This window comes from Nostoc sp. DedSLP04 (assembly GCF_034530775.1).
Taxonomy (GTDB): Bacteria; Cyanobacteriota; Cyanobacteriia; order Cyanobacteriales; family Nostocaceae; genus Nostoc.
On sequence record NZ_JAVRCL010000016.1, the window covers coordinates 46,886 to 61,209 of the forward strand.

Below are 14,324 nucleotides of genomic sequence, written 5' to 3' on the forward strand. Positions count from 1 at the left end.
AATTTTTGGAAAGCTGTTTTAAATTTGCTAGTGATAACTAACCTATACATCGGCTGCACTTGGGTTATTGAGAGTTTTTTTAACGCTCGTTATTCTGAGGTTTCCCTAGCAGTTCTTGACTTTGGACAGTGAGGAAATTGCAGTGATGTAGTAATATCGGTGCATTTTAACTGTGATTCTAAAACATCAATCTTTCGTAAAAGCGATACTCCCCACACTATAGAAATCACTAATTTGATGGTCATCCCCACGAGCAAAAGTGTCACTATTGTGGCATTTTTCTTTTGTTGAGCCAGCCTTTTTTGTTGTTCTGCAAGTCGTGCTTCTACTTCTTGAGCGCGTTCAGCTTCTAAAGCCTGCTGTACTTCTCGCCGATCTAATTCTTCACTAGCAGCTAAAAACCGATAATCTAAGTTGCTCAAGCTTTTACAATTTGCCCAAGTTTGGCCATCTATCAAGGCTTGTCCGCGTAATAGGCGAGATTTATCTTTTTCCTCTGAGGCTATCCATGCATTGAAGTTTTCGTAGTAGGGACGCAAGTAAGCTAGTTTTTTCCCAACCCATTCTAAATTGAAAACTTCTTGATAAATTCGATTTTTTACTTGGAGAAAACCTTGTTTTTTGATTACCAAACCAGATAGTAAAAGTTCTACCTGTTCTCGACTATCATCGGCTGGTACTTTCACTCCTTGAAGGATTTGTTGATAAATTCCTAGCAATCTGGCAGCATATTTTTCGTTTCTGAGGATGCGATCGCGAATAGTTCGCAAATGCTCCGGTTCATCTTGTGATTCCCATTTCTCAATGACGTGCGATCGCACCACATTTTCTATCCAAAATTCTTCTGTACCAGGGGGAATTTTTAGCTTTCTACCTATATCATCTTGAGATAAACTCACAAGTAGCCGACACAGCTTTTGAGTAAGAAATGGTTGTCCTTCTGTCCAAGCTAATACTTCTTTCAAAACTTTCTGAGGGTGATTGTCTTTAATATCTAATCCCAAGGATAGTGGTTGAGCTTCTTCAAAGGTAAAACCATTAACTTCTATAGTTTTACCAAGATTAAACGGGGTAGTATTATTACCATATATAAATAAGTCTGAAGGTGTCGCAACCCCAAAAATTGCAAATGTTATTCGATGATACTCTGGATTAATTGCTCGTTGGTTATAACAGAATCGAATCATGTTAAAAAAGTCATCAACAGAGAAATTGAGATTGAGTATACTATCAATTTCATCAATAAAAATAAATAGCCTTTCGTTAGGAAACTGAGCTAATAAAACTTCCGAAATAAACCGACTGATTTTCTGAACCAAAGAAAGATCGTTTTGTTCTTGCCACCAGATTTTTAAATTAACTTTTCCTAACAGTTTAAAACTCAACCATAAGTCACCGACAACTCCTTTATACCACTGTTCTGGAGTTATATTTTCACAACCAATATTAGTCATATCAACGGTGGCACATTTAAAGCCCTCTTTTTGCAAGCGGTGCTTTGTTTTTACCATAAGTGAGGATTTACCCATTTGTCTACAGCTTAGGATGTGGCAAAATTCACCCTGTTTCAAAGCTTCATAAAGTTCCACATCTGCTCTGCGCTCGACATAGCTAGGAGCATCATTAGTGAGAGTACCACCAACTTGATATCGATAATTTTTCATTTAATTGATTTTTAATTTTAAGTTTATTCTATATCTCAATCAACACATTTGGATTGTGACAATTAAGAAAATTCTGATAATATCGATGAGTAATTAGGTTCGTAATCAGAACTTTAGTGTTTACTATGAACAATCAAAACTAGCTGGTAAATTCACGATAAACATTAGCATTATTTTGCTTTCCAAACTGTTGACTAAAATAAAGACGATATAACTCACACATGGCACTAGCTTGATTGCCGTTTAGTTGAACCAAACCCATACTTTCTAATTTATAAGCCGCGATCGCGTCTAACTCTACTTTTTCATCTGTTGCAATTACCTGTTCCATAGCTGACATTAATTCTGGTTCTTCTTGCAGTAGGGTCAACAGTTCTCGTAGATGCTGACCGTAAATTCCTACTGGTGTAGATGCAGTTTCTAATAACACCTCTAGCGTCATTTCTCCCTGACATAAATGATAAAATGCAAGGCTCACCAGATAAGGATGACCCCCTACCATTGCTTGTAGGGGTGCAAGGCGTTTTTCCCCTTCCAAGTTTCCTGCCCAATCTAGTCCGTAACGTAATGCTAAACTCTGTACTTGCTTAAGGGTAAATGGTGGCAGTGTAATTGTTATCCCTACATTGAAAGGCGATTGGTTGAGCTTAAGCGGAATATAAATTTCTGTTGTGTGAACCACTATCATCCGCAGTTTTTGCCAAATCCGATCTTGCTTTGCTTGTTCATGCCAAAATCGCAGCATTGGCAGAAAGTCTTGGGCAATATTGGGATATTCAAAAATCCGATGGACTTCATTCAAAGCCAAAACTACAGGATTATCATTAATGTATTGCAACAGATATGCTTCAAAATAGATTTTGCAGCTTACCTTGCTGCCCATTTCTATATCCCAAAAATCATCTACACAAGGAAGAAGATTTAACTGCCTACTGACATTTACACAAAACCAACGCAAAAATTTATCCAGGGAAACAAAAACATCTCGGTCAGCTTCTTGAAAGTCCAAATAAACAGTTTGATAATCTTGCTCTCTAGCATAAGCAATCATCCGATTCAGCAGAGAACTTTTTCCCATCTTTCTAGGTGCTTTGAGCCGGATTAAGCAACCAGGGTGTAAAATCTCGTTACAAACAACTTCTTCCAGGGAAGGGCGATTGATGTAAAGAGGAGAATCTAGTGCTACAGGGCCGCTGGGAAATTCTATCTTGCTTGCTGAAAACAAGTCTGGAGAAATCATTTCTAAACTAGATTCTTCACCAAACTTTTCTTGGATCTGATTTTCTTGATTACCTATCTCGTCTTGCAAGTGTTTATTCAAAGCTAAATGTAGATTTTTTTTCGTTATTCTTTTTCCAAGTGCGATCGAAAGGTCTTGCCACAACTCAGAACCAACTTCCTTGATGTAATTGTTGCCGTAGCCTGACACCTCTGCCATCTCACCATAAGTTTTACCCAAACATGATTGATAAAGTACAAACCACTGAATTGGATCGAGAGGCTTGTCTTGGAGAATTTTTTTTACAGATTGTAGAAGCTTATCCACAGAAAATAAATTGTTAAACAGTTAGGCAATCTACTTATATTTTTCAGCCTAGTAGTAATATACATCTGAAATATATCTGAAAAAAAATAAATATTTGAAAACAAAAAAACTTGATATTGCATTCCTCAGTAGTATACCAAAAATGTGATTGTAATTACTTTTTTGAAGGTTTTTTGTATAGAGGTTAAGTCGGCAAGCACGATAAAACCAATGTATGTTTAGTTTTGTAAAAACTGTGAAATAACGAATTTGTAAAGTATGTGCTGTATTTACATTTCGTAAAAAACTTGGGAATTTTCTCGCCCACTTACTTAGCCCTCTTCCATCACTTTTGGAGAAAGCAATCGCTGCAAGGCTTACGAACCTCACTTTCCAAGTTTAGGCTATATTTTTGGATTTATTATATTAGAAAATAAAGCTTCAAACCTTGATTTAGTCATAGTTTCAGTTTTCTGCTTCGATTATTGTTTTCACCAGAGTGATAGAAGGGCGTTAGTTCAGCCGAAATACAGCCCTGAAAAACCTGGTGACAACGATGGCTCGCTGGTATGAGATTCTAGAGACAGTCAATGGGAGCTGAACAGAATGGAACAACATCAAAAGCCAACGGTTGTAATTACGGGTGCCTCTTCAGGGGTGGGTTTGTATGCTGCAAAAGCTCTTGCTGAAAGGGGATGGTATGTGGTATTAGCGTGTCGGGATTTAGCGAAGGCACAAAAAGCAGCCCAAAGCGTGGAAATCCCCTACAACAGTTATACCAGCATACATATTGACCTTGGCTCTTTGGAAAGTGTTCGACAATTTGTGAAGAACTTCCGAGCCACTGGCAAGTCTTTAGACGCTTTGGTGTGCAACGCTGCAATTTATATGCCCTTAATCAAAGAGCCGTTACGCAGTCCAGAAGGTTACGAGTTAACTGTCACTACAAATCATCTGGGTCATTTCCTATTGTGCAACCTGATGATAGAGGATCTGAAGAAGTCATCTTTAGAACCAAGGCTGGTAATTTTAGGAACAGTCACGCACAATCCAGACGAACTAGGTGGAAAGATTCCACCACGTCCCGACTTAGGCGATTTGCAAGGCTTTGCAGAAGGATTTCAAGAGCCAATATCGATGATTGATGGCAAAAAATTTGAACCAGTTAAAGCTTACAAAGACAGCAAGGTTTGCAACGTGCTGACTATGCGAGAACTGCACGAGCGCTATCACGAGTCAACCGGTATCATCTTCAATTCTCTCTATCCGGGATGTGTTGCAGAAACGCCGCTATTTAGAAACCACTATCCCCTGTTTCAGAAAATCTTTCCATTATTCCAGAAGTACATCACTGGGGGATATGTGTCTCAGGAGTTGGCGGGAGAACGGGTTGCTGCCGTGGTTGCCGATCCTGAGTATAATCAATCCGGTGTTTATTGGAGTTGGGGAAATCGCCAGAAGAAAGATGGCAAATCTTTTGTGCAAAAAGTCTCTCCTCAAGCTCGTGATGACGACAAAGGCGATCGCTTATGGGAACTCAGCGCCAAGTTGGTTGGACTTGCCTGATGAGACAGTGAGGTGGCGTTACACTTGTGCATGATTCATAGATTCATTTTTTTGAATGGCGTTGCTGAATCATGGGATGTTTTCACCTAATTTGGAAGGAATTTTCAATGGTTTCAACCGCCAATTCATCCCGCATTTATGCAACGCCTTTTGAATTAATTAGTATTATAGGACTCATATTTGATTGCGTGAAAAAAACTCAGTACACCTTTATTCCTTCTTCCCAGTCCCCAGTCCCCAGTCCCTAGTCCCTACGATTAATTCAGAAATCAAATCGGATTGCTATATGTGCTGTTTCACTCTCAAGTTATACCTCTATATGTCTACTCTCTTGACTTGATACATAGAAAATATGTATGATTGCGATCGCATAGAAGGGGAGTAGCTGCTGGTATAAAAACATAAAAGCCAGTACATCTGAATCAACATACTGGCGATGAGCCTGGTTCAGATGGCAAATAATCAATATTTGAAAGCGAGACCTTCACTAAGTTCACACCGAAAAGTGTAAACTTGGTGAGGTCTTTTGGTTCTCATCAAGCTTCACATCGGTAAACGATTCTTCAGGAGCTTGAGAGAGTGTTAACAGCTTTTACCGCAGGTTTATTACTAATCACGGTTTCAGAGTTAGGCGATAAAACATTTTTTATTGCTGTGATTTTGGCAATGCACCACCCACGGCGGCTGGTATTTATCGGTGTGACAGCTGCTTTAGCCGCGATGACAATCCTTTCGGTGATATTTGGACAAGCAGTATCTTTGTTACCAAAAGTTTATATTCATTACGCCGAAATAGCTTTATTTATTGCCTTCGGTATCAAGCTGTTGTATGACGCTAGTAAGATGTCCAATGCTGCTTGTGATACAGAAGTTGTACAAGAAGCTGAAACTGCGGTGAAACAAGCAGATTTGCAGTTACCAAAGCAAAAGACTGGTTTGGCAATTATCATAGAAGCCTTTATGTTGACATTTATGGCAGAGTGGGGCGATCGCACCCAAATTGCCACTATTGCCTTAGCGGCTGGTAATAATCCCATTGGAGTGACAATAGGTGCAATTTTAGGACATGCCATTTGTGCTGCGATCGCAGTTATCGGCGGCAAAATGATTGCCGGACGCATTTCTGAGCGTCAACTCACCCTGATTGGCGGATGTCTGTTTTTAGTCTTTGGTGTAGTTGCAGCCATTGAAGGAGCATGAGGGGAAGAAGCAGGGGAGCAGAGGATCAGGGAAGGCAAGGGGACAAGGGGACAAGGTGACAAAAGTTAGAACTTGCAACAAGTCTTTCCCTTCCCCTTATCCCCAAATCTCTTCCTCATGCCCCATACTTCGGCTTCGCTCAGTACAAATGCCCAATGCCCAATACCCTTACTTGGGCGTACTTTCCGGTGAAGGCGCGGGAGATGCAACAGGATTAGGTGTGGGGGAAGCCGTTGCTGCCTTTTTAATTCCGTCTTTGTACTGAGCAGGTGCTAAAGCTACAGCACTATCAAACAAATGTTTTGCATCTGCGTCTTTGCCCTGTTGTTTCAAGAGCATCGCTTTTGCCACGACGGGGCGAAAATCCTTGGGATCTTTCTTAATTGCCTGGTCATAAACAGAGCTAGCTTGAGCGTAGCGTTTCTGAGAAGCATGAACAGAACCTAACAGCACCTGCACCGCTACTATATCTACACTTCCAGGCTGAATTGTATTTGCTTGGGCTGCATTAGAGAGGGTTTCTTGCAACAAACCAATGGCTGCTTCGGGGCGTTGCTGACTGATCAATAGAGCCACCATTCCTCGCAAAGCTTTCAAATCGCCTGGTTTAGTGGACAAAATCGAGCGATAAGCTTGAGCGGCTCCTTCGCGATCGCCAATTTGCTGTTTGGCTTGAGCTAGTAGCACTGAATATTCTGATTGTTCGGGATTCAACTTCGCTAGCTTTTCTAAGGGTTCAATGACTACTTGGATATCCCCTGGTTTAACCTCACTTTTATCTTTTTGACTCAGTAATTGCAGCCGCGCCTGTAACAGACCCTTAAGCGCAGTCTGATTTTCTGGTTCCCGTTGCAAAACCTGTTCATAACCCCGTGCTTCGTCTTCCAGTTTTGATTTTTGGTCAGCAGAGGGCGAACTACCTCTGGTGCTAGCGGTATTCTGACTTGAGGGTGGCGTATTATTAAATGCTCCAATTATGGGAATCACCGAAACACCCACAAAAGCAAGAATTGCCACCGCTAAGACGACTTGAACTATCCAACGATTGCGCGGTTGAGACACGGTTTTGTCTTTCTCCTAAATTTTAATGACATTATCATTTACACAAATCGTAAAGTTAAAAATTTCCAAAACTTTGCGGAATACCGCCAATTGCCTGTGAATTTTATAACAATTAACTATCCACACTGCTAAAGTAAGTGATGACTTTAGGAGGAGCCGTCAGAATTGTAGCTATGATATGCTTCCGAAACTAGTGTAAAGCCGCTAAATTAGACATTTAGTGTTTATACATTAAATTTAGCGCCTTTAGGATTGTATAGAGTACCCTAGTGTGATTTTGTGAAAAGCCAATATACTTTCAGCAGTCGCACAAATGCTCTTTCCAGCTGCCTTTGTAAAATCCCACAATGGGATGTGTCTGTGCCGCAAGGAGTTTTTATGAATTCCGACCTGATGCCGTTGCCTGAATCTTCCAATTCTTCTGCCTCTAACCAGGGCCCAACTAACGTAGAGGCAGGCGCTAATGTTCGCATAGCAGCCCAGTCCTCTAAACAAGTTGACAATTTGCCTGTCAACACCAGCGAGACTGACTCAAATGGAAACTTGATTAATCGACAGCAACCGATTCCACCTCCCAGCGAACCGATGCAGTATCGAGCGATCGGCTTAGTCCGGGGTCGCTATCATGCTAGCAGCGAACAATTTACTCAAGGTACGCTGCTGACCACAGATGGTGTAGAACTCAATGCCGTCCTCCTAGGCCGGATTATGAGCTTAGTCAAGAATCATCTAGACTTAGAAAAAGAACACTTGTGGGTAGTATACCCACGTACCAGACAAGAAAATGATACCTTGCACATCCAAATCGTCGGAGTTTGGGAGCCAGAAAATCTGGCTAAAAACTCAACAGATGAGGACGAATCGGATTTGGAGTTGCAATTACAGACACTCGATGATGGCTTATCCGAGAACTCTGAACTAAATACAACTGCCCCCAGACCTTCATCAGAAGTTACTGATGGTGGTTTTTCTGTTCGTGGTGAAGTAGTATACCAATCTTTTGATGCTAAAAGCTTGGTAGTCAAAATTAGGCAGGCTCCACGTAAATCAACTGACAAACCCAAATATTTTAAGTTGAAATTGAGGGGTGTGCTAACTACCAAAGCAGTGGGAAAATTCTGGGACTTCCAAGCCAAGCGGGAAGCAGACGTTTTAGTAGTAGAAAAAGCTGAGGCGATCGCTGATTTACCCAAAAAACGCAAACCACCATTTAAAGGTGGGCCTCGTGCTGGCATTGGTGGTGCTGGTGGTAGAAAACCATTCCCCCCCAGACGCACTGGCGAAACCCCTCGTCCCATCAAGAAAACAAGTACAGGTGGCGACCCTTCAGTGGTGTCAAAACCTATACCAAGAACACCCGCTCCTAAACCGATCAAGCGACCGAAACCGACTCAAGAGTAGGGAATGGGGCATTGGGCATTGGGCATGGGGCATGGGACAAGGTAGACAAGGAAGATGGGGGAGATTTGTTCAATAATTTCCCCTTGTCCCCCTTGTCCCCCTTGTCCCCCTTGTCTCCCTCCTCCCCTGCTCCAATCAAAAATCCGTCCGCCGGTCTTGGGGTAGAAAAGATCGCTCCATCGGAATTGGAGAAACTGGTTCTGTCAGGGTAAACGTACCTGCTTCGATCCACTTTTTCAACTCTAAGGCGACTTGCCTAGAAAAAAACAAACTCGCTAAGGGGGCAGAGCGTACTGCTTTGCCCTCTATGGCGATCCACCCAGATTTGAGTTGGGCGTAACTCACTAAACCAAAGGTGGGACGGACGCGCCGGGGAATGGAAAAATCTACTATTGGGGCTACTAAGTCTCTATCTTGGACAGCGCAGTGTTCAATTACTTGTTCATTTAATACAGGTAGTGGTACCCCAACCCCTAACATTAATGAGGGGCCATAACTTTTGAAGTAACACCCCCGCACCCAATGAGCATCCATTTGTTTGGCATCACCAATTAAAGCTAAAGTGGCGGAAGGCCCGATCGGTGTACGATTAGCTAAACGCTTTTGTAAGGGGAAGTGCTGAGTGCCTTCCCAAGCGACATAGCCAATACCGCCGCCTAAAAAAATTCGAGTACCTATACCAACGAGTTGCAAATCGGGGTCGTTGAGTAAGGGGGAAATCGCACCGGGGTTAGAATAAACAGCATTCCCCAAACGCGGCTGTAAAGGGCCGAGATAGGTGAAAAGGGGGCGATCGCCACCATTTACACCAACAATAAAATTTTGATAAAGATTGCGCGGATTAAATAAATAAAACTGATTAATTGTGTCACTGGTAATTGTAGTTTCAAAATTTGCTCTGGGGTAACAATCTGTTACTTGCCCTTGCGCTTTCACGTGTATAGATTTACCAGCAATCAAATCTTCGATTACATGACCACCACCACGTTCTCGCACTTCTTCCCCATCCGTCGTCTCCACAGCGCAACTCGCACCCAAATATAAATCTACTGCCCCAAAACCAGAGTATGCTGGCACGCCATCTAACCAACAACGGCGAATTTTTATTGGGGGATCGGTATGTCCCAGATTGATAATTGCACCACTTGATTCCATCGGCTCAAAAGTACCAGTGGTAATTACATCAACTTCTTTCGCAGCTTTAATAACACCGATTTCTACAACTCGTGCTTTTAATTCTTCAGTTGTCAACACTACCGCCCGTTGGCGACTAATTTTCTCGTTAATTTCTGCAATTGTTCGCATCTTATCAGTGCTTGCGCTTCCTGGTGAATGGGGATGGTGGGGCCCCCTCTGGGGATAAGGGGTAATGGGGAGTAGCGTAAATTAGACACTTAGTATAATTAAATACATTTATCTAGAACCTTTGTAGAGATGTAGCATGACTACGTTTTGACATTCATTTTTACTCATACCTCTATTCATCTCGAAACATTTGCCAGCAATATCTGCGTGACAGCTTAACACCCTGGATAAGGTTAAAATTCCAAAAAAACAATTCAAATATTGCAAAGTCCAAATTGTACATTTTTTGGGGGAAGCAAGCTCTATCTGTCTAAAATATTTTTTATCACTACGTAAAATTACTATAAATAAAGCCTTGCATTATCAATCAAAATCAGTTAATTAATTTTGGATTTTAGATTTAGCCGCATTGCAAAATCCTCAATTTTTTAAGAAGCTGAGGATTTTGTTGTTCATGAATAATTTTAACGAACCTCTTCCAATTAAAATCCCCCAGGCAATGTCCATGTCTGGGGGTTGGTACCAAAAGTTTACAGCTTTCAGTATGTTTTCACAATTTCTGCCTAGTTAATTTCCGGTTTCTGCAAATTTAATCTTTAAGTCGTGGTGTTTTACCGCTAAACTACCAGGTCAAGATTTTGGAGACCCGGACGAGATTTGAACCCATGTCCCACTGACATTAATTCGCAGAGGTTGATACAGAACGTGAATTTTTAACCTTAGCTTGGAGCAATAGCCTAAGACTAAATATAAGGTTGATTGTGTCGAGGAGTACCTTTACCCTTTGGCTATCCCTCGGTTTAATTAAGTCGAGGGAGTAGGACTCGAACCTACATATTCTCCTATAGACACTGAAACTAAACTTGCGCTCCAAAACTATTTTACCTAAATGTTGAGGGTGAAAACAAGTAGCCGAAAATTGAGCGGGCAACTTGATTTTGTTGAGTAACTTCTAAACTATTTGCTTGTTCTCTAGCAAAAACCACTTCTTGCATGAGCCTATCTACCCGCCGCAGCAATTCATTTTGTCTTGCTTGAGAAATTGCTCCAGAAAACTTGACTGTTCGCCAAGTTCCTTCTGGCACGTCTTCTGAAGACTCTTTTACCTGCGCGGGATGCTCTTTTGTGGCTTCATACAGCACCACAGGTTTAACTATTTTTTTGGTTTTGGTGGTATGTTTCGGTTCAGTGGCAAAACATTCTTGCTGCTGATCGTAAACCCAAGATTCGCTAGTATCTAGAACAGGCAGTGTTGAGATGAACGTTTTAACATCAACTAACTGCTTTTCCAAAAACAAGAGGTAAGAAACGGGTACTTCTCGTAAAATGGTGGTTCCGTCAACTACTATATCTGCTTTAGCCTGGGCATTAGCCCAATCTTGGGTGGCACATAAGTTAAATAATTCTGCACAAGCTTGCTCAAATTGACTCAGCAAATCTTCTGCTTTCATTTGCAGTGTCTGATTTTCTGGAGGATATACGAAGCCATCTTCAGCCACTGGCTGAAATGTCCGCGAAATCCCTTGAAACATTGCACTTTTTTGAATCAGATGATATATGCCTGTTTTTGCTTTTGTGGTGTTAGCTTTAACGGTTTGTAAAATCGCAATAACTTGATTTAGTTTCAAAGCTTACCCTCCAATATATGAATTGATTATTTTCCCCCTATTGTCTGCTTGATTTTTAGTAGCGTCCACCTAGCAGGTGAGTTTTACAAAGATGATAGGCGATTGTGATGTCTATCGGAGATTGGATATCCACCATATACTTGTTTGCGATCGCTTATTATCAAACCCCAAAGCGATCGCCTTTTTCTGCAATCAAAAATTGAGTGACTAATCTTCTGGTTTCAAGATGTCATCATCAATCGATGGCTTCTTCTTAATGTCTGTATTTTCTGCTTTCCAATTATCATCTGCTTCTGGAGATTGAGAAACTATCACAAACTCAGTCTCTTGTGTATGATTATTTCCCCATTCATCCAAAACATCTTTAATTAATACTTCTTGCAACCAAATCTTAGCGACAACAGTCAGGGGTAGGGCTAGAAATAATCCTAAAAAGCCAAAGAAAGTGACGAAAAATAGCTGGGCAATTAAGGTTATGGCTGGCAGCAATGAGACTTGATGCGCCATGACAACAGGCGTGATGAAATTACTCTCAATCTGTTGAATAATAAAGTAGAGAATTAAGACAGCGATCGCTTTCCAAGGTTCATCTAAGAAAGCGATCGCCATTGCTGGGATTACACTCATCGTTGGCCCCAGATTGGGAATCAAGTTAAAAAATCCCGCTAAAACCGCTAAAGCAAGTGCTGCCTTGACATGCAAAATTGATAAGCCAATCAGACTCATCACGCCCACTACAAAGATGGCAATGAAAGCGCCTGTAATCCATCCCTCTAAAGAGACTTCACACTTATCTAAAATTCCATCTACCCGCCGCCGATAAAATGAGGGAAAAAGCCGTACAAACACTTTGCGATAAGCCACGGGGTCGGCTAACATCATTCCTGTTAAAACCAACACTAGCAAAATCTTGAGGACGACTTCTAAAGAACCAGATACAAAAGCAAAGGAGTTTCCCAGTAGCCGATTGGCGAAGGGCTGTACTTGTTGGATGAGACTATTGATATCTGGGATGTAAGGAACTAACTGGTCAGGAATACGAGTTCTCAGGGCATCAAGCCAACTATTAAAGCGTCCAAACCCTCTAGGAACTTGATAGGTTAGTTCTTGAAACTGCTGGGCAAATGGCGGCACAATTAGCCAGAAAAAACCCACAACACCTGCGAAAAAGATAGCTACTGCTAGGAGGACGGCGAATCCGCGCCTCATCCCAAAGCTTTGGAAGCGTTTCGCTAGCCGATTTAAGGTGGTGGCTAACACAACTGCGGCAAACATCAGCAAAAGCACTTCCCGAATTTGCCACAAGATGTATAAAGAAAGAACTATGGCGATTAAGCCGATCCATTGACCGAGGTTCACAGGCTAACTCCCAACCGTTGGCAAGATGCAATTTTCTTGTAATTAAGCTAGGTTAGCTGATTTTAGGAACTTGTGCGTAAATGATTTGAGTTAATTTTGTTTTTCTGCTTGAAATCGCCACAGTAGAGCGATCGCTACGATCGCAATCGGCAAAAATACTATAATCAGCGCGTTGGTTGCTGTCGCCGGAATTGGTAGACTTGGCCCTGCATACTTAATCAATACTGATAACAAAGCCGAAAGTAAAAGCAGTTTTAGAATTAATCCTAGTTGATTTTCCATAAAAGTACGGCAATACAGATTTTTGTGGTACATACAAATTTGTGCTGTACCGTGTAGTTTCTAGAATAAACCCACAGATACAATCCTTGTGGTTTTCACAAAAATATAATTTTTAGTACCTATCAGCAACGAAGAATGTGAGACGCGATCGCTATTACACTTTGTTAGTGGTGTCTGAACCCCAGACAGCACCTTATAGACTCTTAAAGCTTGACATAAAGTAACCAAAACAGCCTTTGAGTAATTTAAATTAAACACAAAGGAATGCAGAGTTTTAGCAAACTTTATTTGCTCTGAACTGCCTCAATTCTATATTTAGTTTTAATCAACTCAGACAGTTGTATCAAAAGTTTTTTCACTCTAGCTTGAATATATTGAGGATTTTTAGGTACACGTTTAGCTATATATCTTAATAGAGCAATCTGATAGCCAAACTTATATTGAATTGCGGAAAATATATTAAACTTGACCTGGTGGGCTGCACCTTTATCTAGGTTTTTTAACTTTCTTACTTCACGATGATATACGGGATGCTCTCCCCAAACGCAGGCAAAGTGTACAAGAGCCGGAGACACCACCTGATTGTATTTTTGAAAAGTAGATTTACCTTTAATAGCATCTATATTAAAAGAACCACGAAGACCAATAGGTGTTCGCATCATCAGACCATTATCTTCAAACATACTTTGATTGTGTAGCATCATAGCTAGACCAAAAATACGTTCATCATTAGGGCCATCACCACGAAATTCACTAATACCTAGCGTTTGCCAATCCCTTGCCAATTCTAGTGCTGTTTCAAAAAATGCCTTAGCAGTATCGTTTTTTTCAAAATAATAGAGACCTCCATTAAATCTAGGTAATTTTGTCAGATTAAATCGTTTGAGTGTGTCATCTACATTAATGAATGTATCTTTATCGCCTGCTTGAAGATATACATCACCTGCCACACTAAAACTTTTGCCTTTAAAATCATCAAAAATAAAATTAATATCCCTTACTGCTATGCAATCACTATCAATGCAAAGTGTATATTTAAATGGAGAATAATCATAAAGGTGAAATTTTTGCTTTACGTTAGAACCGTATTCTTTTCTAAGATTGATAACGCAATCATAAAGCTCTAGCAAATCTTTATCATCTTCACGATCGGTAACAATAGCACGCGGAATATTTGGTGAATGAAGACGTAGAGAACGTGCTAATGACTTGGCCATTTCTATATAATAAGATGCTCCGTAAGCATAGGTGATAATGCCACGTTGTGAAATAAACATATTTTGATTAATTAATAGTATGTAAGCTTTAACTTTCTAATGGCATTCTAACTTA

11 protein-coding genes are annotated in these 14,324 nt (G+C 40.9%); 3 read left to right on the forward strand and 8 right to left on the reverse strand.

Annotated features, from left to right (window positions below; all coding sequences use genetic code 11):
- Positions 1-89 precede the first annotated feature (89 nt).
- Positions 90-1,664 carry an AAA-like domain-containing protein gene (locus RMX89_RS11930; protein WP_322689079.1) on the reverse strand — a complete coding sequence of 525 codons (1,575 nt, stop codon included), beginning with the start codon at positions 1,662-1,664 and terminating at the stop codon, positions 90-92.
- Between the two features lie 139 nt (positions 1,665-1,803).
- Positions 1,804-3,210 carry an AAA-like domain-containing protein gene (locus RMX89_RS11935; RefSeq protein ID WP_322689080.1) on the reverse strand — a complete coding sequence of 469 codons (1,407 nt, stop codon included), beginning with the start codon at positions 3,208-3,210 and terminating at the stop codon, positions 1,804-1,806.
- Positions 3,211-3,795: 585 nt separating this feature from the next.
- On the opposite strand from RMX89_RS11935, the gene RMX89_RS11940 reads away from it, so the two are divergent.
- Entirely contained in the window at positions 3,796-4,755 is a 960-nt protein-coding gene (locus tag RMX89_RS11940; RefSeq protein WP_322689081.1) for a protochlorophyllide reductase, read from the forward strand.
- A 579-nt stretch (positions 4,756-5,334) separates the two neighbouring features.
- On the forward strand, positions 5,335-5,955 hold the full coding sequence (locus RMX89_RS11945) for a TMEM165/GDT1 family protein (protein WP_322689082.1): 621 nt from the start codon (positions 5,335-5,337) through the stop codon (positions 5,953-5,955).
- A 168-nt stretch (positions 5,956-6,123) separates the two neighbouring features.
- Here the strand turns inward: RMX89_RS11945 and RMX89_RS11950 are convergent, their stop codons facing one another.
- Positions 6,124-7,017 carry a tetratricopeptide repeat protein gene (locus tag RMX89_RS11950; RefSeq protein ID WP_322689083.1) on the reverse strand — a complete coding sequence of 298 codons (894 nt, stop codon included), beginning with the start codon at positions 7,015-7,017 and terminating at the stop codon, positions 6,124-6,126.
- 378 nt (positions 7,018-7,395) lie between these two features.
- On the opposite strand from RMX89_RS11950, the gene RMX89_RS11955 reads away from it, so the two are divergent.
- Complete coding sequence (locus RMX89_RS11955) at positions 7,396-8,418, forward strand: hypothetical protein (RefSeq protein ID WP_322689084.1); 1,023 nt, start codon at positions 7,396-7,398, stop codon at positions 8,416-8,418.
- A gap of 135 nt (positions 8,419-8,553) precedes the next feature.
- Here the strand turns inward: RMX89_RS11955 and RMX89_RS11960 are convergent, their stop codons facing one another.
- From RMX89_RS11960 to RMX89_RS11980, 5 genes are all read right to left on the reverse strand, one after another.
- Entirely contained in the window at positions 8,554-9,723 is a 1,170-nt protein-coding gene (locus RMX89_RS11960) for a homocysteine biosynthesis protein (RefSeq protein WP_322675073.1), read from the reverse strand.
- 881 nt (positions 9,724-10,604) lie between these two features.
- On the reverse strand, positions 10,605-11,351 hold the full coding sequence (locus RMX89_RS11965; protein WP_322675072.1) for a hypothetical protein: 747 nt from the start codon (positions 11,349-11,351) through the stop codon (positions 10,605-10,607).
- A 207-nt stretch (positions 11,352-11,558) separates the two neighbouring features.
- A complete protein-coding gene (locus tag RMX89_RS11970; RefSeq protein WP_322675071.1) occupies positions 11,559-12,710 on the reverse strand; it encodes an AI-2E family transporter in 1,152 nt (383 codons plus the stop codon).
- A gap of 90 nt (positions 12,711-12,800) precedes the next feature.
- The gene (locus RMX89_RS11975; RefSeq protein ID WP_322675070.1) at positions 12,801-12,992 is read right to left on the reverse strand and encodes a hypothetical protein; all 192 of its coding nucleotides are present in this window, start codon (positions 12,990-12,992) and stop codon (positions 12,801-12,803) included.
- Positions 12,993-13,276: 284 nt separating this feature from the next.
- On the reverse strand, positions 13,277-14,269 hold the full coding sequence (locus RMX89_RS11980) for a hypothetical protein (protein WP_322684077.1): 993 nt from the start codon (positions 14,267-14,269) through the stop codon (positions 13,277-13,279).
- Positions 14,270-14,324 lie beyond the last annotated feature (55 nt).

What these genes read in the sequence shown, in the direction of transcription:
- RMX89_RS11930 (WP_322689079.1), bottom strand. Translation starts at nt 1,664, where the DNA reads ATGAAAAATTATCGATATCAAGTTGGTGGTACTCTCACTAATGATGCT.
- RMX89_RS11940 (WP_322689081.1), top strand. Translation starts at nt 3,796, where the DNA reads ATGGAACAACATCAAAAGCCAACGGTTGTAATTACGGGTGCCTCTTCA.
- RMX89_RS11955 (WP_322689084.1), top strand. Translation starts at nt 7,396, where the DNA reads ATGAATTCCGACCTGATGCCGTTGCCTGAATCTTCCAATTCTTCTGCC.
- RMX89_RS11960 (WP_322675073.1), bottom strand. Translation starts at nt 9,723, where the DNA reads ATGCGAACAATTGCAGAAATTAACGAGAAAATTAGTCGCCAACGGGCG.
- RMX89_RS11975 (WP_322675070.1), bottom strand. Translation starts at nt 12,992, where the DNA reads ATGGAAAATCAACTAGGATTAATTCTAAAACTGCTTTTACTTTCGGCT.
- RMX89_RS11980 (WP_322684077.1), bottom strand. Translation starts at nt 14,269, where the DNA reads ATGTTTATTTCACAACGTGGCATTATCACCTATGCTTACGGAGCATCT.